Source organism: Mycobacterium sp. (assembly GCF_965230835.1).
Taxonomy (GTDB): Bacteria; Actinomycetota; Actinomycetes; order Mycobacteriales; family Mycobacteriaceae; genus Mycobacterium.
Genome location: NZ_CBDDLW010000002.1, coordinates 612,629 through 635,993, shown reverse-complemented (window position 1 = coordinate 635,993; position 23,365 = coordinate 612,629). Strand labels below are relative to the sequence as shown.

Genomic DNA, 23,365 nt, shown 5'->3' with positions numbered 1-23,365 from the left:
TAGTGCTTTTTCGCAGATGTTTAGCTGTCGGGCGGATTTAGTCTTTCTCGGCATAGGCAGACCATTCGATCTGTGATGCTTTGAGTTTGCGGCCGGTGGGCTCGATATAGGCACGTACCAGGTCGTCAGGCCCGGCCTGTTCGACCAGGCGCCAACCGTAGCCGGCGAGAAACCCCGCGACCGCGTCGGGCTGCAGGCCGAAATGCCACAGTTGCCGCCGTTGTCGGACGGAGCGGTAGAGCGTGCGGGCACCGCGCCGATTCGTCCCGTCGATGAAGTCCTTGTGCACGTAGCTGAACACCGCGCGGCTACCCGGAGCGGCCGCACGTAGTCCCTCCAAAGTCCGCCTGACGCCGGCTTCGGTGAGGTATTGGGTGAGGCCCTCGCAGATAAAGAAGACCCGGTAGTCGGTGAGATAGCCGTGTTCGGCCAGCGCGGTGAGTAGATCGTCGTGTTCGAAGTCGAGTGCCACCAGCCGAACTGACAGCGGAAGTTCGCCGAGTACCCGCCGGGCTGTTCTGGCCTTCCTGGCGATGTTGACCGGCAGGTCTACTTCGAAGACCGGGACGCGGACCTGCCGAGTCAACCGGTAGGCGCGGGTGTCTAACCCGGCGCCGAGGATGACCACTGCGTCGATGTCGTTAAGCGTTTCTTCGAGTTTGCGGTCGATAAACCGTCTCCGGCCAGACAGATTTGCCCACTGGACGCGGCTGAAGCGCTCCGAAGCGCCGATGACGAGGCGACGCAGCACCATCGAGCGAGCTGCACCGGTGAGCCACCGCAACGGGAAGGGCAGAAAGAGTTCCGCGAGGTCGTCGTCGAGCAACCGGCGGTCACGCGGCTGGTTCTGTTCGACGGCGGCCAACAACGTTGGGCTGAAGACAGGTCGTGCCGACCGATTCCGGGACACCGCCTACCGCCTATTTACAAAACCGGCATCGACGGGCAAGGTGACGCCGGTGACATAACGTGCTTGGTCGGACACCAACCATGCTACGGCGTTGGCGATGTCCTCGGGTTGCAAAATCGGTACCGGTAGCGCGTTACCCATGTTGGCCGTTGAGCCGGATTCCGCGACAAGTGCGGTAAGCCACTCTCGGATGGACTCATTGTTGACCATCGGTGTGTCGACGGCAGTCGGATGCACCGAATTGACCCGGATGCTGTGCTGTGCGAGCAGATTCGCATAGGTACGCATCAACCCCACCAGCCCGTGTTTGGCGGCGTTGTAGCCGATGGAGCCCGCATTGGGGCTGCCTAAGCCGACCAGGCCGGAGGTCGAACTGATCAGCACAATCGATCCGCCGTCGCCTTGTTCGATCATGACCGGAATCGCAACCTCCACCGTGTGATAGACACCGGTGAGGTTGACGTCGATGACGTCGCGCCAGCCGTCGTCGCCGGAACGCATAGGAGCGATCCCGGCGTTGGCCACCACGATGTCGAGTCGTCCGAACTGGTCCAGGCCGGCGTGCAACGCGGCAAGCAGCGATGCCCGGTCGCGAACATCGCCCTGTTTCGCCACGATGTGCGCGCCGGTGTCCTCGACCAACTTGACGGTGGCTGCCAGGTCTTCTCGGGTGCCCAGCGGGTACGGCACGCTGGCGATCTGCTCGCACAGGTCGACCGCGATGACATTGGCGCCATCTGCTGCTAGCCGAATGGCATGAGCCCGGCCCTGACCGCGCGCAGCCCCGGTAACGAAGGCAACTTTGCCCTCGAGCGCACGATCCATCAGGGGCGCAGCTGTCCCTTGGCTTGATCACCTGCCGGAACGGGCTGCAGCAACTTGATGTCTGGCGCTCCGGCGAGGTGTTCGCTGACTGCGGTGAACATCTCGACGGCCGCGGGCGCGGTGCTATGGGCCTTGAGGGCCTCGGCGTCGGTCCATTGCTCGATGAAAACGAAGGTTTCACCGGTCTGGTGCAGTGAATACAACTGACAGCCTGCTTCGCCGTGCACTTTGGGAACCGCGTTGGCGAGGATGTCGCGGACGGTGTCGACCGATTCGGGCTTGGCGGTCAAGGTGGCTACGACCACGGGCATGCTGGGGCCTCCTGGGAATTCCGTGTGTGAGTGGCGGCACGACTTTTGTCGCCGCTTGTCACCCTACTCAGCCGTCTGGGGATAGGTCAGACGCCGGGAGTGGAGATTGGCGTTACCAGTGTGGCGAGTGGTGTAGATGTTGTGTTTGCGACTAGTCTTGCCGGTATGTCTAGCAAGACCGCCGCCCGCCAGGGAACTCGAAACAGCAGGTCACAGGCGAATTCGCGGGGTGGGTACCGACGTGTCCGTCCAGCGCCCAGGAGGCCGGCGAGCAGGCTCGCCAAGCGGCGCAATCGGCCACTGTTGGTTTCGGCCGGATTCACCTGCAGTCGGGCCATGCGCGCAACCTGGATGATGGCAGCCAAGGGCGCTGGCGGCGCGGCGCGCTCGATTGGGCGGGCTGGTGACATCGAACCCGGACATCGTCGCGACGGAATCGCGTTGGGGCTACTGAGCCTCGCTGTCGTCGTTGCCGCGAGCTCCTGGTTCGACGCCGCGCGGCCGGTCGGTGCCTGGGTAGACACCACACTGCGGATGTTTATCGGCTCGGCTGTTGTTCTGCTTCCAGTGGTTATCGCGACCATAGGTGTGGTCCTCATGCGGACCCCTCCCAATCCCGACACGCGACCGCGGTTGATTCTTGGTTTCTGTCTGATCGTTCTGTCGTTTCTCGGACTGCTCCACCTCTGGGCGGGTTCACCCGAAGCCCCGGAATCGCGTCGCAGTGCTGCGGGATTCGTCGGTTTCGCTATCGGTGGTCCGCTCTCGGACGGGTTGACCGCCTGGATCGCCGCGCCTTTGTTATTCATCGGCGTGCTGTTCGGGTTGCTCCTGCTGACCGGGATCACCATCCGCGAGGTTCCGGATGCCGTGCGTGGCATGTTTGGTACCGGGCTATTCGAGGGTGACTATCACGGCGAAGATAACGCCGAATACGACGCGGAATATGCATATGGCAGCGATGCCGACGCGGCGACCGAGGATCTTTCGGGCGGCTACTACGACGAGTCCCAGGACGGCTCTGCCGACGACGAGATGTCGGTGTGGCCGGCGGCCAGCTCCGCTGCGGATGATGACCGCAGCAAATCAGTGTCGGAATCGACAAATTCGCGCGCGCGTCGACGCCCTCGATCGGCGAAACGCGACACCGAAGAGCTGGATCGGGTCGTCGAAGGTCCGTACACGCTGCCTTCGCTGGACCTGTTGGTAGCCGGCGATCCACCCAAAAGACGCAGTGCCGCCAACAACCAGATGGCGGGCGCCATCGGCGACGTACTCACTCAGTTCAAGGTCAACGCCTCAGTCACCGGTTGCACTCGCGGGCCTACCGTTACCCGCTACGAGGTCGAGCTGGGGCCTGGGGTCAAGGTGGAGAAGATCACCGCGCTGCAGAAAAACATCGCCTACGCGGCGGCTACCGAGAGCGTGCGCATGCTGGCGCCAATCCCCGGCAAGTCGGCGGTCGGCATCGAGGTACCCAATACTGATCGCGAAATGGTGCGGCTAGCCGACGTGCTGACCGCGCCATCCACCCGCCGCGACCACCACCCACTGGTTATCGGGTTGGGCAAGGACATCGAAGGCGATTTTGTCTCGGCGAACCTGGCCAAGATGCCGCACCTGCTGGTCGCCGGCGCGACAGGATCGGGAAAGTCCAGTTTTGTTAACTCCATGCTGGTATCGCTGCTGACCCGGGCAACCCCGGAAGAGGTCAGAATGATTCTGATCGACCCGAAGATGGTGGAACTGACCCCCTACGAGGGCATTCCGCACCTGATCACTCCGATCATCACTGAGCCGAAAAAAGCTGCCGCCGCGCTGGCGTGGCTGGTCGAGGAGATGGAGCAGCGCTACCAGGACATGCAGGCATCCCGGGTGCGCCACATCGACGATTTCAACTCCAGGGTGCGATCGGGTGCCATCACGGCGCCGCCGGGCAGCCAGCGCGAGTACCGTCCGTATCCCTACGTCGTTGCCATCGTTGACGAGCTAGCCGACCTGATGATGACCGCCCCGCGTGATGTGGAGGACGCGGTCGTGCGGATTACCCAGAAGGCACGTGCCGCCGGTATTCACCTGGTGTTGGCCACCCAGCGCCCTTCAGTCGATGTGGTCACCGGGCTGATCAAGACCAATGTGCCGTCCCGGTTGGCTTTTTCGACCTCCTCGCTCACCGACAGTCGGGTGATCCTGGATCAGGCGGGCGCGGAAAAACTGATCGGCATGGGCGACGGCCTATTCCTGCCAATGGGCGCGGGCAAACCGGTCCGGCTGCAGGGTGCCTATATCAGTGACGAGGAGATACACGCTGTAGTTGCCGCGACCAAAGATCAGGCTGAACCCGAATACACCGAGGGCGTCACCACCGCCAAGCCCACTGGGGAGCGTACCGACGTCGACCCAGACATCGGCGATGACATGGATGTTTTCCTGCAAGCTGTGGAGTTGGTGGTGTCCAGCCAGTTCGGATCCACGTCGATGCTGCAGCGCAAGCTGCGGGTTGGTTTCGCCAAGGCTGGACGGTTGATGGACCTGATGGAGACTCGTAGCATAGTCGGACCCAGCGAAGGCTCGAAGGCGCGCCAGGTGCTGGTCAAGCCGGATGAACTCGCGGCGACGCTCGCAGCGATCCGAGGTGTGGGCGGCGAACCGGACTCGGAGGAAGTCAGCGACCAGTAGCGGCGAAGGGGTGCGTTCCGCGGCGCCTCAGTTGATCAGAGAACCAGGAGCATACGGGAATTGCCCAGTATGTTTGGTTTGATGTAGCTCAGATCCAGGAATTCGGCGACCCCGATGTCATAGGATCGGCGCATCTCTTCGAACACTTCAGCAGTGACAGGGGTGCCTTCGATCTCGGTGAACCCGTGTTTACCAAAGAAATCTGTCTCGAAGGTCAGCACAAAAACCCGCTCCAGCTGAAGTTCACGGGCGACCTCAAGCAGCTTCCTCACCAGCGCGTGGCCGATACCGCGCCCGGTAATAGCGGGGTCGACTGCGACCGTGCGAATTTCGCCGAGGTCGGACCACAACACGTGCAGCGCTCCGCAACCGACCACTGTGCCCGGGAAATCGGGGTGTTCGACCACCCAGAATTCCTGGATAGCTTCATAGAGCGTGACGAGGTTCTTTTCCAGCAAGATCTTTCCGGCATAGGTGTCAACGAGCCGTTTGATTGTGGAGACATCAGACGTTCGCGCGCGCCGGACCACCGGCCGGGGCTCCCGTGAACTATTGGTCACGGAAGAACTGTATCGATATCGTGGATGACGCAAGGCAGGCAACCGTTATTCTGTTGCGGTGCCGGGGCAGTCTCAAACGGATCCGACGGTAAGTTCTGTCCGTATCGCCAACCTCGCCAATGTCTTGACCCTCTCGCGGCTAGCGCTGGTCCCGGTTTTCCTCTTTGTGCTGTTCTATGACGGCGGCCACGAATCTCCCGCTCGCATAGCGGCGTGGGCGATATTCGCGGTTGCCAGCCTTACCGACCGGTTTGACGGCCTGCTGGCTCGTACGTACGGCATGGCGACCGAATTCGGCGCGTTCGTCGATCCGATCGCGGACAAGACGCTAATTGGCGCAGCGCTGGTCGGCCTGTCGATGTTGGGCGATTTGCCGTGGTGGGTCACGGGGATCATCCTCACCCGCGAAATCGGGGTCACTGTGCTGCGATTGGCCGTAATCCGCCGCGGTGTTATTCCCGCCAGTTGGGGCGGCAAACTCAAGACTGTGGTCCAAGCCGTGGCGATCGGATTGTTTGTTCTACCTCTGTCGGGCACGCTGCATCTGGCGGCAGTGGGGGTGATGGCGGCCGCGATCGTGCTCACCATCGCTACCGGTGTTGACTATGTGGCCTCCACGGTCCGCGCAGTTCGCCGCGCTGCCGGTTGATCCGGGAACCAACACCACCGCTGTCGGCGTTCATCTGATGACGGTTGCGGTTTGAGTGCCGAGACGAGCCGGCTTCGAGTGGATGAAGGAGAGCACGATGGCGTCATTGGTGCGCGAGGTCATTGGTGACGAACTGCGGCGGGCGCGGACTTCGCAGGGCCGGACGCTGCGCGAGGTGTCCGATTCGGCGCGGGTCAGCCTTGGATACCTGTCCGAGATAGAGCGCGGTCGCAAGGAGGCATCCAGTGAGCTGCTCAGCGCCATTTGCGACGCACTGCGGACTCCCATGTCGGCGGTGCTCGTTGGCGCGGCTGAGCGGATGGCACGTGAGGAGCGCCTTACCGCCACTGCTTCACCTGCTGGAGTCGCCGCTGCCAGCATTGACGCCGGAACTAAAGTCGTCATTCCGCCAGTAACCTCTTTGGTCGTGGCCTGAGCCGCCCCCGGACGGCACGTAGGCGCGACATCCATCGTTGAGGTAGGGCGTGATCGGGTTCGACCCACTAAATTGAGCTTCAGGGCAGGCACGCGGGCCTGCCTGGGGCTCATCGAGAGCACACAAGAAGCGGAAGGCGGAGCTACCTGATGGCCAATCCGTTCGTCAAAGCGTGGAAATACATCATGGCGCTGTTCAACGCGAAGATCGACGAGCACGCTGACCCTAAAGTCCAGATTCAACAGGCCATCGAGGAAGCGCAGCGCACCCACCAGGCGCTGACCCAGCAGGCTGCTCAGGTGATCGGCAACCAGCGGCAATTGGAGATGCGTCTCAACAGACAGCTGGCGGATATAGAAAAGCTCCAAATCAATGTGCGCCAAGCCTTGACGTTGGCTGATCAGGCCACCGCTTCTGGAGACGGTGCCAAAGCAACCGAGTACACTAACGCCGCCGAGGCCTTCGCGGCCCAGCTGGTCACCGCCGAACAGAGCGTTGAAGACCTCAAGACATTGCACGATCAGGCTCTGGGCGCGGCGGATCAGGCGAAGAAGGCCGTCGAACGCAATGCGATGGTGCTACAGCAGAAGATCGCCGAGCGCACCAAGCTGCTCAGCCAGCTCGAGCAGGCGAAGATGCAGGAGCAGGTCAGTGCGTCGCTGCGCTCGATGAGTGAGCTTGCCGCGCCGGGCAACACTCCAACTCTCGACGAGGTGCGCGACAAGATTGAACGGCGCTACGCGAATGCGATCGGATCAGCTGAACTTGCGGAGAGTTCGGTGCAAGGCCGGATGCTCGAGGTCGAGCAAGCGGGTGTGCAGATGGCCGGTCATTCCCGGCTGGAGCAGATCCGCGCATCGATGCGCGGTGAAACGCTGCCGGCAGGTGGCACAACAGCCACTCCTGCGTCAGGCAGCGAGGCCAGCGGTGGCTCGATTGCCGAGAAGCCGCTTGGCCAGCAGTAGGGCAGACGGTCTCTGAGATGGCGGTGAACGCAGGTCAGAATGTGCGGTGGCGGGTACTGCTTCAGCAAGGTCTCGACACCGCTGGCGGCTGGTCCGACGTGGTTGCCCGCAAGATCAGCGTCGCGACCGATCCGCGCAGCAAGCTGTTGCGCCGCCGCCGCCGTGCCCGGCGGTGGGGCTTGGTATTCGGGGCCGGGTGCCTACTTTGGGGATTGCTGACGGCGCTACTCGCCTCCTGGAACACCCCGGTATGGGTGCTGCTGATCACGGGCGTGGTTGCGTCGGGTGCGGCCGTTCCGGCCACGTTGTTGCTGCTTCGCTACCGGTGGCTGTGTTCGGAGCCGCTGCCGGCTCGGCGCTTGGGTAATGCCCGTCGGCTGCCCCCGGCGAGTTCGGCCGCGCGGACAGCGATGTCTGCGCTCGGGGCCTCTGAACGCGGGTTCTTTTCGTTGTTGGGAGTGATGGAGCGGGGCGCCATGCTGCCGCCGGCCGAGATCCGTGACTTGACCACAGCGGCCAACCAGACTTCCGCGGCGATGGCGGCAACCGCTGCCGAGGTGGTGTCAATGGAGCGGATCGCGCACCATTGCGCACAGTCGCGGTCATATCTGGCGCCCACCATCAACGCGTTCACCGCGCAATTGAATGCCGGCGTTCGCCAATACAACGAAATGGTTACCGCCGCGGCGCAACTGGTCTCTTCAGCCAACGGTGACGGTGCGCGGCGTGCGGAGACGGCTTCGCACCGAAACTATCGGGCGGAGTTGGTTGGAGCCACCGACCGCCTGGCCGGCTGGGCACAAGCCTTCGACGAACTCGGCGGATTGCCGCAGAGTTAGCTGCGGGTCAAGACGCGTCGCTTCGCGCTGGGCCGGTGAGCTAGAGCGTCGCCTTCAGGGCGGGCAGCGCAATCCCGGCCAGGCCACGCACGGTCGCCTTGAACATGTCGAAGAAATCGAAGTAATCGCGCCAGAGCGTGATCCGGCCGTTGTTCACCTCGAAGACGCCGCAGACCCAGAACTGAAGTCGCAGTGGACCGAAGGTCAGCGCGTCGGTGCGTTCGGTGAGTACCACGGCGCCGTCAGCGGCGGCTCGGTGAATCTTCACCTCGAATTCGCCGCGGCCTTCCATCCGCCGGAACAGCTTCATCGTCCGGCTTCGGCCGTAGATCGTCGGCAGCCCAACGTTCTCGTAGACGAGGTTATCGTCCAATGCCCCGTCCGCGGCGTCGAAATCTGCGTCCTGCAGAGCATTCAGGAAACCCTCGACGGTGCGAATGTTCGCAATACTTTCGGGGGATGTCTCGGTCACTTCGGTCATGGTTGCCAGCGTAGGCGAATCTGGGCGCTGTGCGCTGTGGCAGGCTATTGCTGGTGCGCGTCGTAGTGGTCGCCGGGCCGGATCCCGGGCACTCGTTTCCCGCGATCGCGCTGTGCCAGCGGTTCGCCGAAGCCGGCGATAAGCCCACCTTGTTCACCGGAGCGGAATGGCACGATGCTGCCCGCGCCGCCGGCGTTGACGCCGCCCCGCTTGAGGGGCTGGTAGCGCTGGACGACGATCTCGATGCCGGAGCCAGGATCCATCGGCGCGCCGCACGGATGGCGCTGTTGAACCTGGATGCTGTGCGCGACCTAGCGCCTGACCTGGTGGTCTCCGATGTCATCACCGCGTGCGGCGGCATGGCTGCCGAGTTGCTGGGTATCCCGTGGATCGAGCTCAACCCGCATCCGCTGTACCTGCCGTCCAAAGGGCTGCCGCCGATCGGCAGCGGCCTGGCACCGGGCACGGGTATCGGTGGTCGGTTGCGTGATGCCACCATGCGAAGGTTGACGGCGCGGTCTTGGCGTGCTGGTCTGCGGCAACGTGCGGCTGTCCGGGCCCAAATCGGACTTCCTGCTCGCGATCCCGGGCCGCTGCGTCGGCTGATCGCGACATTGCCGGCGTTGGAGGTTCCCCGTCCGGATTGGCCGGCGGAAGCCGTGGTGGTGGGTCCGCTGCACTTCGAGCCGACCGACCAGGTGCTAGCACCACCCCCAGGTTCTGGGCCAGTGGTGGTTGTCGCGCCGTCCACCGCAATGACCGGGACGGTTGGTCTGGCCGAGGTCGCGTTGGAAAGTCTGGTGCCCGGCGACACCCTGCCGTCGGGTTCGCGGCTGGTGGTGTCGCGGTTGGGCGGAGCGGATCTGCCGGCGCCGCCCTGGGCTGTGGTTGGGCTGGGACGTCAGGCAGAACTATTGACTCGTGCCGATCTAGTGATCTGCGGCGGCGGTCACGGCATGGTGGCAAAGACGCTGCTGGCCGGGGTGCCGCTGGTAGTGGTGCCCGGCGGCGGGGATCAGTGGGAGATGGCGAATCGGGTGGTCCGGCAAGGGAGTGCGCGACTGATTAGGCCACTGACCGCGGACGCGTTGGTCACCGCGGTCGACGACGTGTTGTCGTCGCCGGGTTACCGCGACGCCGCGCAACTGGCTGCGGCCAGTCTCGTCGCGGTCGCGGATCCGGTACGTACGTGCCACGAAGCGCTCGCGTTGGCCGGGTAGCTTGACTGGCGTGCGGCTGACGGAATTCCACGAGCGGGTTGCTCTGCGATTCGGTACTGCTTATGGCTCATCTGTGCTGCTCGACCACGTGCTGAGTGGCTTCGACGGTCAGACCGCTGCCGAGGCGATCGAAGGCGGCGTCGAGCCCCGCGACGTCTGGCGAGCGCTCTGCGCCGACTTCGATGTTCCCCGGGATGAGTGGTGATCGGCGCTGGCTGGAGCCGCAGTCACTAAAGCGCACAATCGCCGCACTTGGACCCAGCGGCAGTGCGGTAGTAAAGGCAGCAGCTGCGACGGGTGAAGGCCAGATCGGGGCCAGACACGATGCCGGTTCCCGCCAGGCAACCCATGCTCAACAAGGAGTGAGTGATCCTGACGATCTCTTGACGTAAGTCTGGTCGCACCGAAAGCAGTGCCTTGGATGCTCCGACGAGGGCCGAGGCGATATTGCCGGACAACAGGCCGGGCGCCACCTTGACCCGCAGACCCGCCGCGAGCGGTTCCAAATGATTGTGTACGACCACGCGGTACAGCAGGTCCGGAGACGGCGAGTGGCGGTCGACGGGTTCTCCGACCGGCTCGGGAATTCTTAGTTGCGTCCCGTCATCGGCACGTTGCAGGTCGGTCAAGTCCGGAATAACGCCGTGACACAGGGCGCAGGCGAGGACGGGTGACCATAATCGCGCGGCATGGCCGAGCTGAACGAGAGAGGCGCCGATCCGTAACTCCGTAGTGCGGTAGCGCGCTACGGTGGTGTCGATTAGGTCCGCACAGCCGCGTGCGTAGAACTGGGCGACTGGGTGCCATCCTTGTGCGTTCCCGCCCACGGTCAGGGCGAAAAACCCACCATAATCCGATATCTCGGACAGTTGCTCGGAGATATTCACGTACTTCTCCGGGTTCTGTGAGATTCCTTGGTCGGACGGTTGTCTGCGGTCGTTCGCTCGCTGATGCTGCCACATGCCACCGCTGTGTTTGGAGCCGCGCGGCAAATTGACCTGCACGCACCGGGCAACGGCGTGTCCGATTTATGTCGAACAGATGTTCGGCTACTGTGATGGCTGTTCGAACGGGCCGACTTGTCGGTGGTCTTGCCTAGTGTGACGGCCAACCGACCGATCCCCAGTCGCCGAACACTGACTACAGGAGAGCATCATGGCGCAAGTCCCTGACCGCGAGAAGGCTCTCGAACTGGCAATGGCCCAGATCGAGAAGAGTTATGGCAAAGGTTCGGTGATGCGGCTCGGCGATGAGGTGCGTCAGCCGATTTCGGTCATTCCGACCGGGTCCATCGCCCTGGATGTGGCCTTGGGTATCGGTGGTGTGCCACGTGGCCGTGTGGTGGAGATCTATGGCCCGGAGTCCTCGGGTAAGACCACCGTTGCACTGCATGCGGTGGCCAACGCCCAGGCCGCCGGTGGCGTGGCGGCTTTCGTCGACGCAGAGCACGCGCTGGATCCGGAATATGCCAAGAAGCTCGGTGTCGACACCGATTCCCTGTTGGTCAGTCAACCAGACACCGGTGAACAGGCGCTCGAGATCGCCGACATGTTGATCCGCTCGGGGGCACTCGACATCGTGGTCATCGACTCGGTAGCGGCGTTGGTGCCGCGTGCGGAACTTGAAGGCGAGATGGGGGACAGCCACGTCGGACTGCAAGCCCGGCTCATGAGTCAGGCGCTGCGGAAGATGACGGGTGCGCTGAACAACTCGGGCACCACGGCAATCTTCATCAATCAGCTCCGCGAGAAGATCGGCGTGATGTTTGGATCGCCGGAAACAACAACGGGCGGAAAGGCGTTGAAGTTCTACGCGTCGGTGCGCATGGATGTGCGCCGGATCGAGACGCTTAAGGACGGTACCGAAGCGGTTGGCAACCGCACACGAGTCAAGGTCGTCAAAAACAAGGTTTCACCACCGTTCAAACAGGCCGAGTTCGACATTCTCTACGGTAAGGGCATCAGTAGGGAAGGGTCTCTGATTGATATGGGCGTGGACCAAGGCTTCATCCGCAAGTCTGGTTCCTGGTACACCTACGAGGGCGAGCAACTTGGTCAGGGTAAGGAGAATGCCCGCAACTTCCTGCTGGGGAACGCCGACATAGCTAACGAAATTGAGAAGAAGATCAAAGAAAAGCTCGGCATCGGTGCAGTGGTGACTGATGACAGTGTCTTGCCCGCCCCCGTCGACTTCTGAGCCGGCGCGCGAAGAGCAGGCGCGGGCCCTGTGCCTGCGCCTGCTCACCGCGCGATCGCGAACCCGGGCGGAGTTGTCTGGCCAGCTGGCAAAACGCGGCTACACATCCAGCGTCAGTGACCGCGTATTGGATCGGTTGGCTGCGGTTGGTCTGGTAGACGACACTGACTTCGCCGAACAGTGGGTGCAATCTCGGCGTGCGAACGCGGGAAAGAGTAAACGAACCTTAGCTGCTGAACTGCGGACCAAGGGTGTCGGCGACGACGTGATCGCGGCAGTACTGGACGGGATTGATGCCGGTGCCGAGCGTGAGCGGGCTGAGCAGCTTGTGTGGTCGAGGTTGCGACGGGCGGCGCTGGGCGAGGACGACGCGCGGGTTAGCCGGCGCCTGGTGGCAATGCTGGCGCGCCGTGGCTACAGCCAGACATTGGCTTGCGAGGTGGTCAGTGCCGCCCTTGCCGCTGAGCGGGACCGACGCCGCGTCTAACGGCAGACGGTCCGCCGAGCCGCAGGTAGCGCGATCCGAGCGGTTGCCAGCGGGCTCGTCGCCGTACCATGGCTCCGTGACGTCGATGGTGGCCGGAGACGCCGGAGCTGCAGGCATGGTGGGCGGTGCCATGCAGCCCGGGCATGCTGCCGATTCTGCGGCAGGACCGGTGCGTACCTATCAGGTCCGCACCTACGGCTGCCAGATGAATGTCCACGATTCCGAGCGACTAGCAGGGCTGCTCGAATCAGCCGGCTACCGGCCCGCGGCCACCGGAGCCGACGCCGATGTGGTGGTCTTTAACACCTGCGCTGTTCGTGAGAATGCCGACAACAAGCTCTACGGCAACCTCAGCCACCTGGCTCCGCGGAAGCGCGGCAATCCCGACATGCAAATCGCAGTCGGTGGTTGCCTGGCCCAGAAAGATCGAGAAACCGTATTACGTAAAGCGCCGTGGGTCGACGTCGTCTTCGGGACTCACAACATCGGGTCGCTGCCCACCTTGCTCGACCGCGCCCGTCACAACAAGGTTGCCCAGGTAGAGATCGCGGAAGCGTTGCAGCAGTTTCCCTCCTCATTGCCGAGTTCCCGCGAATCTGCTTATGCTGCTTGGGTTTCCATTTCAGTCGGCTGCAACAACAGCTGCACTTTCTGTATCGTTCCGACGTTGCGTGGCAAAGAGGTCGATCGCAGTCCGGCTGACATTCTGGCCGAGGTCCAGTCCCTCGCTGATTCGGGCGTGGTCGAAGTCACTCTGCTGGGCCAGAACGTCAACGCCTACGGGGTTTCGTTCGCCGACCCCGAATTGCCTCGCAATCGGGGCGCGTTTGCCGAGCTGCTGAGAGAGTGCGGACGCATCGACGGGCTGGAGCGGGTCCGCTTCACGTCCCCGCATCCGGCCGAGTTCACCGATGATGTCATTGAGGCGATGGCACAGACCCCGAACGTCTGCCCCGCGCTGCACATGCCGCTGCAGTCCGGATCGGACCAGATCCTGCGGGCTATGCGGCGGTCCTACCGTGCCGAGCGTTATCTCGGGATCATCGAGCGGGTGCGGGCGGCGATGCCAGATGCCGCGATCACCACTGACCTGATCGTGGGGTTTCCTGGTGAGACCGAGACGGATTTTGCGGCCACCCTCGACGTGGTGCGCCAAGCTCGGTTTTCGGCGGCGTTTACCTTCCAGTACTCCATACGCCCTGGAACGCCGGCGGCTGAATACGCCGGGCAGCTGCCAAAAGCCGTCGTGCAGGAACGCTATGAGCGGCTGGTCGAGGTTCAGGAGCAGATCTCGCTAGAGGAGAATCTCGGTGTGGTCGGGAAGACAGTAGAACTACTCGTCGCCACCGGCGAAGGACGCAAAGATGCCAGCACTGCGCGTATGAGTGGACGTGCACGCGACGGTCGGCTGGTCCATTTCAGTGCAAGCCATCAAGCCGGCGACTCGCACGTGCGTCCCGGCGACATCATCACCGTCCAGGTAACTGACGCCGCGCCGCACCATCTCATTGCAGACGCCGGAATTCTGACCCACCGCCGCACTCGCGCTGGCGACGCGCACGCGGCCGGTCAGCGACCGCGCGTCGCACTCGGAATCCCGGTCGCCAAGCAGCCCGTTGCGGCTGTCCAACCCGGTGGGTGCGGCCGATAGACACGGTAGGTGTGGCTTCGAATGCCGCTCGGACAAGGCCCCGATGCGGCCAAGAACGGAGAGTACGGCGTGGCGGATTTCGACGATATCCGGGCTGAGATCGAAGCGGCGGAGCGTCGCATTGCACGCGAGATCGAGCCTGGTGCGAGGGCTTTGGTCGTCGCGATCCTGGTGTTTGTGCTGCTGGGATCGTTCGTGCTGCCGCACACCGGCAATGTCCAAGGTTGGGATGTGCTGTTCAGCAGCCACGGTGCCGGCGCGGCGGCGGTAGCCCTGCCTTCGCGGGTCTTCGCCTGGTTGGCTCTGGTGTTCGGGGCGGGTTTCTCGATGCTGGCGCTGATGACCCGGCGCTGGGCGTTGGCCTGGGTGGCGTTGGCGGGTTCGGCGATGGCCAGCGCTACCGGGCTGTTGGCCGTCTGGTCGCGGCAGACGGTGGCCGCAGGTCATCCTGGTCCCGGTGTCGGGCTTTTCGTTGCCTGGATAACCGTGATCTTGTTGACATTTCACTGGGCCCGGGTGGTGTGGTCGCGCACCGTGGTGCAACTTGCCGCCGAGGAACAGCGTCGCCGCGTCGTCGCGCAGCAGCAGTCCAGAACACTGTTGGATGGCTTCAACGGTAACCCCGATGGCCTTGACAATTCGGATCCTGGGACTGCGGCAAAACCCGACGACCGCTAGGGTTTGCGGGTCAGTGCTTCGGCAGCGGCCTGAGCCCACTGCCGCCATTGTTCGGCTTTCGCGTTCGCCTCGTCGGCTTCTTTGGTCCGGCCAGCCGCGGCGGCCTTCGCGGCCTGCCGTTCGAACTGCTCGGCCCGGGCACGGAATTGCTCCGCGCGGGCCTGCGCCTGGGGATCAGACCAGTTCGACTCGCCGGCGTCGCGCACCTTCTTCTCGATAGCGCGCAGCCGCCGCTCTAGCTCGGCGGACCGCTCCCGCGGCACTTTTCCAATCGCTTCCCACTTCTCGGCGATCGACCGCAAGGCTGATCGGGCGGCATCGTGTTTGGCGATGTCGATCTTTTCCGCCTCGGCCAGCAGCGCTTCTTTGGCGGCGGCGTTGGCCCGCAACTCGGCGTCCTTTTCGACCGAGGCGGCATTGCGAGCGGTGAAGAATATGTCCTGTGCAGCTTTGAAACGGCGCCACAATGCATTGTCAATCTCTCTGCTCGCGCGTCCCGCGGCTTTCCATTCGGTGAGTAGTTTTCGGAATTCTGCGCTGGTGGCGGCCCAGTCTGTCGATTCTGCGAACCCTTCGGCGCGCCTGCAGAGCTGTTCTTTCGCCTGCCGGACATCCGACCGCTCCCGGTCTAGATCCGCGAAATACGTTCCGCGCCTCCGGTTGAACGTTTCTCGGGCTGCTGCGTAGCGTTTCCACAGTGCGTCATCGACCTTGCGGTCGAGGCCGCTGATCGTCTTCCATTCGTCGAGGATTGCCCGCAGTCGGTCACCGGAAACCTTCCACTGCGTCGAGTTGGCGGCCAACTCCTCGGCCTCGACGGCAAGTGCTTCCTTGCGGGCAGTCTGCGCGTTCCGGTGCTCCTCACGTTTGGAGCGATCCGAGGCCACCATGGTCTCGGCGTGCTCACGGAGGCTCGTCAACCGGCCAGCCAGAGCGTCAACGTCTCCCAACACGCTTGCCGTCGGCAGCGTTTCGGACAGGGCGATTGCACTGGCTTTGATCTTGCGGGCATCACCGGTCCCAGACGCCAGCCGTTCCTCCATCAGCGTGATTTCGGTGCGCAGGTCATCGAATCGCCGGCCGAAATGGGTAAATGCGGCTTCGGGGTCGCCGGCTTGCCAGGAGCCGATGACGCGTTCGCCGGCCGAGGTAATCAGCCATACCGTGCCGTCGTCATCGACCCGCCCAAACCGGCGCGGATCGCTGGTTGAGGGCGCAGCCACCGGGTGGGAGACAGGTCTTGGCGCTGGCCGCGGGCCAGGGCGCGGCCCCGGACGTGGTGCCGGCCCGGGAGTTGGCCGGTGTCGCGGCCCGGTCGATTCGTTGCTACCGGGTTGGTCGGATGTCATGCGCTCTCCTACCCTTACATCTTCACACGGCGATATCCCGCGTACCTGCCGCGCGAAGCGGCGCCTCTGCGGTCGGCGCGTTGGCACGGCCCCGACGCCGTCACCTGTTCGTCCGACCAGTTCCAACAGTATGTGAAGCAGCTGGGAAGGCGCAGCATGCGTCTGATGCGTAACCCAGCGTCAGCGGTCTGAGCAATCTGTAGCCGCCACCGGAGACCAGGGCTGTCGCCGGTTCTTGACCACTTCCTTTATCGGTTCTTGCGCGGTTTCTTAATTTAGGTGTTGCGCATGGGTTTGCTGAATCCGCGACCGCACGCAGCCAAAATTATGTGACCCTTGGTGGAAACATTCGGTAACCGGGTAGTGGATGCCCGATGGTGATAGTGGTTCGCGGGCCAGACGCGGGGAGGAGGTCGCCGATGACGAATTCGCAAATTGCCGGTGTTCTTGCTCTTTTTGCGGCTTTGGCATCTGCGATCGGGAATGTGGTTCGGCAGCGCTCCGCGCAGGAAATCACCGATGAGGAGGTCGGGCACCTCGCGCTTTTCTGGCTGTCGCTGCGCGATGTTCGATGGTGGTTGGGTGGCGGCGGGGCGCTCGCGAACTACATACTGCAGACTGCGGCCTTGGCCCTGGGCTCGGTGATGTTGGTGACCGGGCTGCAGGTAACGGCACTGCTGTTTGCACTGCCTATCTACGCACACGTGATGCGCAGCCGGGTGACCCGCTGGGAGTGGACCTGGGCGGCACTATTGGCCGGCTCGCTGGCAGTGGTTATCGCAGTGGGTGACCCGGATGCCGGTGTCTCGCGGGGTTCACTAGCAACGTGGCTGGTGGTAGCGCTGGTCATGGGGCCAATAATGGTGCTTTGCGTGTTGGCCGCGCGGATCTGGCAAGGGTCGGTGGCCGCCGTGCTGTTGGCGGTGGTCGCGGGCTGCTCGCTGGCACTATTCGCCGTTTTGACCAAGGCGGTTGTCGAACTGGTCGACGACGGTGCGGGTGCGTTGTTTCGTGCGCTGGAGTTCTACGCGTGGATAGTTGCCGCACTGGGCGGAATGATCTTTCAACAATCGTCGTTCCGTGCCGGTTCGCTTACCGCCTCACTGCCAACATCTGTCGTGGCCAAGCCATTGATCGGCGGGATGCTTGGCATGGTGGTGCTCGGCGAGACATTCGACACCACGCGGCCCGGCCGGGTTGTGGTGGCATTGGCGGTAGTGCTCATGGTCGTCGCCACTGTGGCTCTGGCCCGAGGCGAGGCGGAGATGGTGGCTGAAGAGTCGGCCGATGGGGGATGCGGTCCCCGCGACGGCGGTCACCATCTAGCGTCGGCAGCCGAGGGACCTGGTTTCGATAGTGCCGATGAACAAGACCGCCCGGGTAGCTCTAAGGGCAACGCGGGACGCTCGGCCTCGTCGCACGGTGCTGCATCCAACCGGTGATTCGGCCTGCAGAGGCGCTAGTTTGGTGACGTGCTGAGCGCCATTGCGATTGTTCCGTCTGCTCCGGTTCTCGTTCCTGAACTTGCCGGATCGGCGGCGGCCGAGGTTGCCGATCTGGGAGCGGCGGCAATCACGGCCGCAGCCTCATTGCCACCGTTTTGGATCGTCGTTGGAACGGGGAGTGCGGACGACGCAGTGGGCCCAGACTGCGTTGGCACATTTGCAGGCTTTGGCGTCGATTTGCGGGTTCAGCTCGCGCCGCAGGCCGGCCATGGGTGTGCGTCCCCAGCCGAACTGCCGTTGTGTGCGCTGGTGGCTGCCTGGCTGCGCGGGCAGGCTCAACCGGAGGCCAGCGCGCAGGTTCGTGTCTATGCGGCGAGCCACGATCCCGGCATCGCACTGGCTCGGGGCGGCGAGCTGCGCGCCGAGATCGACCAGCGACCCGATCCGATCGGGGTGCTCGTCGTCGCCGACGGGGTACACACGCTGACACCGGCCGCGCCCGGCGGCTACGACCCCGGCAGTCTTGATGTGCAACTGGCTGTTGACGACGCGTTGGCAGGCGGCAATGTATCCGCGCTGACTGAGCTGCCCGCAGAAGTTTGTGGACGGGTGGCCTTTCAGGTGTTGGCGGGATTGACCCAGTCCGGGCCGCGATCGGCCAAAGAGTTCTACCGCGGGGCGCCCTATGGTGTGGGGTACTTCGCCGGCGTGTGGCAGCCGTGAGGGCGGGGTTCATGGGCACAGCCGAGAAAGCCGGGCCATGAGACCCCTGGCTGTTATCGGTCCGACGGGTACCGGCAAGTCGCAACTGGCTCTCGACGTTGTTGAGCGACTCAGTGGCGAAGTTGGTGCCGAGATTGTGAATGCTGACGCGATGCAGCTGTATCGCGGCATGGACCTCGGGACCGCCAAACTGCCCGTCGCGCAGCGTCGCGGTATCCCACATCATCAACTCGATGTTCTCGATGTCACCGAAACGTCAACCGTGGCCCGGTTTCAGCGGTCGGCAGCCGCCGACGTTGAGGCCATCGCGGCCCGCGGAGCGGTGCCGGTCATGGTGGGGGGGTCGATGCTCTACCTCCAGTCGCTGCTCGACGAATGGTCGTTTCCGGCGACCGATCCCGGTGTGCGCGCGCGGTGGGAGCAGCGGCTCGCCGAAGTTGGAGCAGGTGGTCTGCATGCCGAACTGGCTCGCCGTGATCCGGCCGCGGCGGCCGCGATCCTGCCCACCGACGGTCGGCGCACCGTTCGCGCGCTAGAGGTGGTCGAACTCACTGGAAAGCCGTTCGCCGCGTCCGCGCCGCAGATCGGTGCCGCTCGGTGGGACACCGCAATTGTTGGATTAGATTGTCAAACAACAGTTCTCGATCAGCGACTGGCGGCGCGTACTCAGCTGATGTTCGACCACGGTCTGGTTGACGAGGTCCGCGCGCTGCTGGGTGTGGGTCTGCGCGACGGGGTCACCGCGTCACGTGCTCTGGGTTACGCGCAGGTGATTGCGGCGTTCGATGCCGGTCTGCGAACCGGCGGAGGAGTTGTCCTAACGGAACAAGCGCTGGGCGAAGCGGTAGAGCGGACCTATCGGGGTACTCGGCGGTATGTGCGAAGGCAGCGGTCCTGGTTTCGCCGGGATCACCGGGTGCAGTGGCTGGATGTCAGCGCGACGGCAGCCTCACCCGGAGCGGCCGAACGCGCTCGTGCTGTGGACAGCGCCTTGCGGATATGGCGGCGGCGCTCGCCTGGACGCGTACCCTGAACTGGTGATCTTCGCCAAAGGGCACGGTACCGAAAACGACTTCGTGCTGCTGCTTGATGTCGAGGCTGAGTTGGCGGTCACCGCTGCCCGCGTGGCCGCGCTGTGCGACCGGCGCCGCGGGCTCGGTGCTGACGGGTTGCTGCGTGTTACTACAGCGGGTGCGGCTGTGGCGGCCGGTGTACTCGACCGCCTGCCTGACGGTGTCAGCCGAGACGACTGGTACATGGACTACCGCAACGCCGACGGCTCGACCGCGCAGATGTGCGGGAACGGCGTGCGAGTGTTTGCTCACTACTTGCGTGCTTGTGGGTTGGAGAGTCGCGGGGAGTTTGTGGTCGGTTCGGTCGCGGGCCCGCGGCTGGTCACGCTGCACCATGTCGACGCGACCGAGGCCGATGTCACTGTCGATATGGGCAAGGCCAACCAGCTGGGTGCCGGGGAGGCAGTGGTCGGGGGACGGCGTTTCCGGGGGTTGGCGGTCGACGTAGGAAACCCGCACCTGGCCTGCGTTGACCCGCAACTGGGCATCGATGAACTTGGCGCACTGAACTTTTCAGAGCCAGTGGGTTTCGACTGCGCCCAGTTTCCCGAGGGCGTCAATATCGAGGTGCTGACGGTACCGGCCGGCGGTGCGGTTCGGATGCGTGTTCATGAGCGTGGTGTGGGCGAAACCCGCTCATGCGGCACCGGAACGGTGGCGGCGGCCGTCGCCGGGCTGGCGCACACAGGTGCCGAGACCGGCACGCTCACCGTGCATGTGCCTGGCGGCGATGTTGTGGTCACCGTCACCGCTGCCACCAGCTTCTTGCGCGGTCCGTCTGTGCTGGTCGCTCGTGGCGAAGTCGCCGATGACTGGTGGAACGCGCTGACGTGATTCCAGCGTGGACGTGGACGCGCCTATGGCGGCCGAATATTCGGATGCGCGACCGCTGGCGGCGTGCCACGATCGGATGCCAGCCATGACATATCCAGACTCGCCCCGTGGGCGCCCTTCAGACTCCGCCGAATCGTCAGCGGGGCGGTCCGCCCCTGCGCCGAGTGCAGGTGAGCTGGCTCTTGACGACCGCTGGGCACTGCGCCGAGTCGCCGGACTGTCGACCGAACTGGCCGATGTCTCCGAGGTCGAGTACCGCCAGCTGCGGCTGGAGCGGGTGGTGTTGGTCGGGGTGTGGACCGAGGGCAGCGCGGCGGACAATCAAGCGAGCCTGGCTGAACTTTCGGCGCTGGCTGAGACTGCCGGCTCGCAGGTACTCGAAGGGCTCATCCAGCGGCGCGACCGGCCCGATCCGTCCACCTATATCGGCTCGGGCAAGACGGCTGAACTTCGCGAAGTGGTGGTTGCAACCGGAGCCGACACTGTCATCTGCGACGGCGAACTGTCCCCGGCGCAATTGACCGCGTTGGAAAAGGCGGTCAAGGTCAAAGTCATCGATCGCACCGCGCTGATCCTCGACATCTTCGCTCAGCACGCCACCAGCCGTGAGGGCAAAGCCCAGGTAGAGCTTGCTCAGATGGAGTACATGCTGCCGCGGCTCCGTGGCTGGGGGGAATCGATGTCGCGGCAGGCCGGTGGTCGCGCCGGCGGTAGCGGCGGAGGGGTGGGCTTGCGCGGTCCTGGTGAAACCAAGATCGAGACCGATCGGCGCCGTATTCGAGAGCGGATGGCCAAGCTTCGACGCGATATCAAGGCCATGAAAAAGGTGCGAGATACCCAGCGTAGGCGCCGGCGGGACAGTGAACTTTTGTCGATTGTGATTGTTGGCTACACCAACGCGGGCAAGTCCAGCCTGCTCAACGCGCTGACCGGTGCCGGGGTGCTGGTGGAGGACGCGTTGTTCGCCACGTTGGAACCCACAACCCGCCGCGTGGAGTTTGACCCTGGTTCGGGTAGAGCTGGACCGTGTGTGCTCACTGACACTGTCGGCTTTGTGCGGCATCTGCCCACCCAACTGGTCGAGGCATTCCGCTCCACGTTGGAAGAGGTTGTCGACGCGGATCTGCTGGTGCATGTTGTCGACGCTTCCGACACCAATCCGCTAGCTCAGATTGACGCGGTTCGCCAGGTGATTTCCGAGGTTATCGCCGACCATCACGGGAAGTCGGCGCCAGAGTTGCTGGTGGTAAACAAAATCGATGTTGCCAGCGATCTGATGCTGGCCAAGCTCCGCAACGCTCTGCCGGGGGCGGTGTTCGTCTCGGCGCGAACCGGGGATGGTGTTGACGCGTTGCGGCGGCGGATGACCGAGCTCGCGGTTCCCACTGACACGGCCGTGGACGTGGTGATCCCGTACAACCGCGGCGACCTTGTGGCCCGTGTGCGTGCGCACGGGCGAGTTCAGCAATCTGAACACATCTCTGACGGCACCTGGATCAAGGCGCGGGTTCCGGTGGCGCTGGCCGCCAGACTGCGGGACTTTTCTTCAACGTCCGTTCCGCGCGGATAGCCCTACCGCTAACAGCGCAACGCAAGTACGCAATGCCGGCTTCGCCCAAGCGGACTCAGCGCTGCGATCTCCCCAGAATGAGCCGACCAACCGTCCGGTTGATATGTTGGCGGAGGAGTTCTTCTCATCGCACAACCGGAGGCCGAACGCATGGGCAGTTCCGTCAAATACCAACGCACTCTGTTCGAAGCTGAGCATGAACTGTTTCGCGAGTCTTACCGTGGCTTTCTTGACCGCCACGTTGCGCCGCATCACGACGAATGGGAAAAGGCCAAGATCGTCGACCGCGGGGTGTGGCTCGAAGCCGGTAAACAGGGGTTTCTCGGCATGGCGGTCCCCGAGGAGTACGGCGGCGGGGGTAACAGTGACTTCCGGTACAACACGATCGTCACCGAGGAAACCTCCGCCGGGCGGTACAGCGGGATTGGCTTCGGCCTGCACAACGATATCGTTGCCCCGTATCTCCTTGCGCTGACCAACGACGAACAGAAGCGGCGTTGGCTACCCAAGTTTTGCACGGGGGAGCTGATCACCGCGATCGCGATGACCGAGCCGGGAACCGGTAGCGACTTGCAGGGCATCAAGACCCGCGCGGTTAAGCAGGGCGATCACTACCTGCTCAACGGATCGAAGACATTCATCACAAACGGCATCAATTCCGACCTGGTGATTGTGGTGGCGCAGACCGATCCTGAGAAAGGCGCGCACGGGTTCAGTTTGCTTGTTGTTGAGCGCGGTATGGACGGATTCGAACGTGGCCGGCATCTGGACAAGATCGGACTGGACGCGCAAGACACTGCGGAGTTGTCCTTTACCGATGTAGTGGTTCCAGCCGAAAACCTGCTTGGTGAAGAGGGTTTGGGGTTCGTTTACCTAATGCAGAATCTACCGCAGGAACGGATCTCTATCGCCGTCATGGCGGCCGCCGGGATGGAAGCGGTGCTGGAGCAGACGTTGCAGTACACCAAGGAGCGTAAAGCTTTTGGTAGGCCGATCGGCAACTTTCAGAACAGCCGTTTCCTGCTGGCTGAGTTAGCGACCGAGGCAACGATGGTGCGCATCATGGTCGATGAGTTCATCGCGCTGCATCTGGAGGGGAAGCTAACTGTTGAGCAGGCCGCGATGGCCAAGTGGTATTCCACTGAGAAGCAGGTCTATCTGATCGACCGTTGCCTGCAACTGCACGGCGGGTACGGCTACATGCGCGAATACCCGGTAGCTCGGGCCTATCTCGATTCGAGGGTGCAAACGATTTACGGCGGCACGACCGAGATTATGAAGGAGATCATCGGCCGCGGTCTGGGAGTCTAGATATCCCGCTGGCCGTTGGCAGCTAAAACGAACGGTCAGCGGACCGGGATCTGAGTGTGGTCCTGGCAGAGGCGCGTGTGGACCGCTGATCTATCTGAACACGCATGGACGAGGTGATCGGGATGGCCGAAGCTGCCGGACCAACCGGCGCAGAGCCGGGGAAATCACTCGAC

Annotated in this window: 23 protein-coding genes and 1 pseudogene; 17 read left to right on the top strand and 7 right to left on the bottom strand. The window is 63.6% G+C overall.

Annotation, left to right across the window (positions count from 1 at the left end):
- Positions 1–37: 37 nt before the first annotated feature.
- Genes ACO07W_RS03355 through ACO07W_RS03345 form a run of 3 tightly spaced genes read right to left on the bottom strand, consistent with a single transcriptional unit; the run spans position 38 to position 2,046 of the window.
- Complete coding sequence (locus ACO07W_RS03355) at positions 38–910, bottom strand: SAM-dependent methyltransferase (RefSeq protein ID WP_421840782.1); 873 nt, start codon at positions 908–910, stop codon at positions 38–40.
- Positions 911–913: 3 nt separating this feature from the next.
- The gene (locus ACO07W_RS03350) at positions 914–1,738 is read right to left on the bottom strand and encodes a mycofactocin-coupled SDR family oxidoreductase (RefSeq protein WP_421845787.1); all 825 of its coding nucleotides are present in this window, start codon (positions 1,736–1,738) and stop codon (positions 914–916) included.
- A complete protein-coding gene (locus ACO07W_RS03345; protein WP_421840780.1) occupies positions 1,735–2,046 on the bottom strand; it encodes a putative quinol monooxygenase in 312 nt (103 codons plus the stop codon). The genes ACO07W_RS03350 and ACO07W_RS03345 overlap by 4 nt, the downstream gene beginning before the upstream one ends.
- On the opposite strand from ACO07W_RS03345, the pseudogene ACO07W_RS03340 reads away from it, so the two are divergent.
- Positions 2,045–4,725 (top strand): annotated as a pseudogene (locus tag ACO07W_RS03340) (DNA translocase FtsK 4TM domain-containing protein). The gene ACO07W_RS03345 and the pseudogene ACO07W_RS03340 overlap by 2 nt on opposite strands.
- A gap of 35 nt (positions 4,726–4,760) precedes the next feature.
- On the opposite strand, the gene ACO07W_RS03335 reads toward ACO07W_RS03340, so the two are convergent.
- On the bottom strand, positions 4,761–5,285 hold the full coding sequence (locus tag ACO07W_RS03335; protein ID WP_421840778.1) for an amino-acid N-acetyltransferase: 525 nt from the start codon (positions 5,283–5,285) through the stop codon (positions 4,761–4,763).
- A 58-nt stretch (positions 5,286–5,343) separates the two neighbouring features.
- Here ACO07W_RS03335 and pgsA point away from each other — a divergent pair, with 58 nt between their 5' ends.
- The 4 genes from pgsA to pspM all read left to right on the top strand — a co-directional run bounded on the left by pgsA (position 5,344) and on the right by pspM (position 8,174).
- Entirely contained in the window at positions 5,344–5,934 is a 591-nt protein-coding gene (gene pgsA / locus ACO07W_RS03330) for a CDP-diacylglycerol--glycerol-3-phosphate 3-phosphatidyltransferase (protein ID WP_421840776.1), read from the top strand.
- A 97-nt stretch (positions 5,935–6,031) separates the two neighbouring features.
- The gene (clgR, locus tag ACO07W_RS03325; protein WP_421840774.1) at positions 6,032–6,370 is read left to right on the top strand and encodes a transcriptional regulator ClgR; all 339 of its coding nucleotides are present in this window, start codon (positions 6,032–6,034) and stop codon (positions 6,368–6,370) included.
- Between the two features lie 149 nt (positions 6,371–6,519).
- The gene (gene pspA / locus ACO07W_RS03320) at positions 6,520–7,335 is read left to right on the top strand and encodes a phage shock protein PspA (protein WP_421840772.1); all 816 of its coding nucleotides are present in this window, start codon (positions 6,520–6,522) and stop codon (positions 7,333–7,335) included.
- Between the two features lie 17 nt (positions 7,336–7,352).
- Entirely contained in the window at positions 7,353–8,174 is an 822-nt protein-coding gene (gene pspM / locus ACO07W_RS03315; RefSeq protein ID WP_421840770.1) for a phage shock envelope stress response protein PspM, read from the top strand.
- 40 nt (positions 8,175–8,214) lie between these two features.
- Here pspM and ACO07W_RS03310 read toward each other — a convergent pair whose 3' ends face one another.
- Positions 8,215–8,655, bottom strand: coding sequence for a limonene-1,2-epoxide hydrolase family protein (locus ACO07W_RS03310; RefSeq protein WP_421840768.1), 441 nt, complete (start codon positions 8,653–8,655; stop codon positions 8,215–8,217).
- A gap of 53 nt (positions 8,656–8,708) precedes the next feature.
- Here ACO07W_RS03310 and ACO07W_RS03305 point away from each other — a divergent pair, with 53 nt between their 5' ends.
- Positions 8,709–9,875 carry a glycosyltransferase gene (locus tag ACO07W_RS03305; RefSeq protein ID WP_421840766.1) on the top strand — a complete coding sequence of 389 codons (1,167 nt, stop codon included), beginning with the start codon at positions 8,709–8,711 and terminating at the stop codon, positions 9,873–9,875.
- A gap of 10 nt (positions 9,876–9,885) precedes the next feature.
- Positions 9,886–10,080, top strand: coding sequence for a DUF3046 domain-containing protein (locus ACO07W_RS03300; protein WP_421840764.1), 195 nt, complete (start codon positions 9,886–9,888; stop codon positions 10,078–10,080).
- 25 nt (positions 10,081–10,105) lie between these two features.
- Here ACO07W_RS03300 and ACO07W_RS03295 read toward each other — a convergent pair whose 3' ends face one another.
- A complete protein-coding gene (locus ACO07W_RS03295) occupies positions 10,106–10,762 on the bottom strand; it encodes a (2Fe-2S)-binding protein (RefSeq protein ID WP_421840762.1) in 657 nt (218 codons plus the stop codon).
- A gap of 268 nt (positions 10,763–11,030) precedes the next feature.
- Here ACO07W_RS03295 and recA point away from each other — a divergent pair, with 268 nt between their 5' ends.
- From recA to ACO07W_RS03275, 4 genes are all read left to right on the top strand, one after another.
- The gene (recA, locus tag ACO07W_RS03290) at positions 11,031–12,071 is read left to right on the top strand and encodes a recombinase RecA (RefSeq protein ID WP_421840760.1); all 1,041 of its coding nucleotides are present in this window, start codon (positions 11,031–11,033) and stop codon (positions 12,069–12,071) included.
- Positions 12,037–12,558 carry a recombination regulator RecX gene (recX, locus tag ACO07W_RS03285; RefSeq protein ID WP_421840758.1) on the top strand — a complete coding sequence of 174 codons (522 nt, stop codon included), beginning with the start codon at positions 12,037–12,039 and terminating at the stop codon, positions 12,556–12,558. Before recA ends, recX begins: the two co-directional genes overlap by 35 nt.
- 85 nt (positions 12,559–12,643) lie before the next feature.
- Positions 12,644–14,209: a tRNA (N6-isopentenyl adenosine(37)-C2)-methylthiotransferase MiaB gene (miaB, locus tag ACO07W_RS03280; RefSeq protein WP_421845786.1), complete on the top strand. Its 1,566-nt coding sequence runs from the start codon at positions 12,644–12,646 to the stop codon at positions 14,207–14,209.
- Positions 14,210–14,230: 21 nt separating this feature from the next.
- On the top strand, positions 14,231–14,887 hold the full coding sequence (locus ACO07W_RS03275; RefSeq protein WP_421840756.1) for a hypothetical protein: 657 nt from the start codon (positions 14,231–14,233) through the stop codon (positions 14,885–14,887).
- Here ACO07W_RS03275 and ACO07W_RS03270 read toward each other — a convergent pair.
- Entirely contained in the window at positions 14,884–16,236 is a 1,353-nt protein-coding gene (locus ACO07W_RS03270) for a DUF349 domain-containing protein (protein WP_421840754.1), read from the bottom strand. The genes ACO07W_RS03275 and ACO07W_RS03270 overlap by 4 nt on opposite strands.
- A gap of 419 nt (positions 16,237–16,655) precedes the next feature.
- Here ACO07W_RS03270 and ACO07W_RS03265 point away from each other — a divergent pair, with 419 nt between their 5' ends.
- The 6 genes from ACO07W_RS03265 to ACO07W_RS03240 all read left to right on the top strand — a co-directional run bounded on the left by ACO07W_RS03265 (position 16,656) and on the right by ACO07W_RS03240 (position 23,192).
- Positions 16,656–17,678, top strand: coding sequence for a DMT family transporter (locus ACO07W_RS03265; RefSeq protein WP_421840752.1), 1,023 nt, complete (start codon positions 16,656–16,658; stop codon positions 17,676–17,678).
- A gap of 30 nt (positions 17,679–17,708) precedes the next feature.
- Positions 17,709–18,404 (top strand): hypothetical protein, encoded by a 696-nt coding sequence (locus tag ACO07W_RS03260; RefSeq protein WP_421840750.1) that lies wholly within the window; start codon positions 17,709–17,711, stop codon positions 18,402–18,404.
- Between the two features lie 37 nt (positions 18,405–18,441).
- Positions 18,442–19,437: a tRNA (adenosine(37)-N6)-dimethylallyltransferase MiaA gene (gene miaA, locus ACO07W_RS03255; RefSeq protein WP_421840748.1), complete on the top strand. Its 996-nt coding sequence runs from the start codon at positions 18,442–18,444 to the stop codon at positions 19,435–19,437.
- Positions 19,438–19,441: 4 nt separating this feature from the next.
- Positions 19,442–20,311, top strand: a complete 870-nt coding sequence (dapF, locus tag ACO07W_RS03250) for a diaminopimelate epimerase (RefSeq protein ID WP_421840746.1) — start codon at positions 19,442–19,444, stop codon at positions 20,309–20,311.
- 85 nt (positions 20,312–20,396) lie between these two features.
- Positions 20,397–21,881 (top strand): GTPase HflX, encoded by a 1,485-nt coding sequence (gene hflX / locus ACO07W_RS03245; protein ID WP_421840744.1) that lies wholly within the window; start codon positions 20,397–20,399, stop codon positions 21,879–21,881.
- 150 nt (positions 21,882–22,031) lie between these two features.
- A complete protein-coding gene (locus tag ACO07W_RS03240) occupies positions 22,032–23,192 on the top strand; it encodes an acyl-CoA dehydrogenase family protein (protein ID WP_421840742.1) in 1,161 nt (386 codons plus the stop codon).
- Positions 23,193–23,365: the final 173 nt, after the last annotated feature.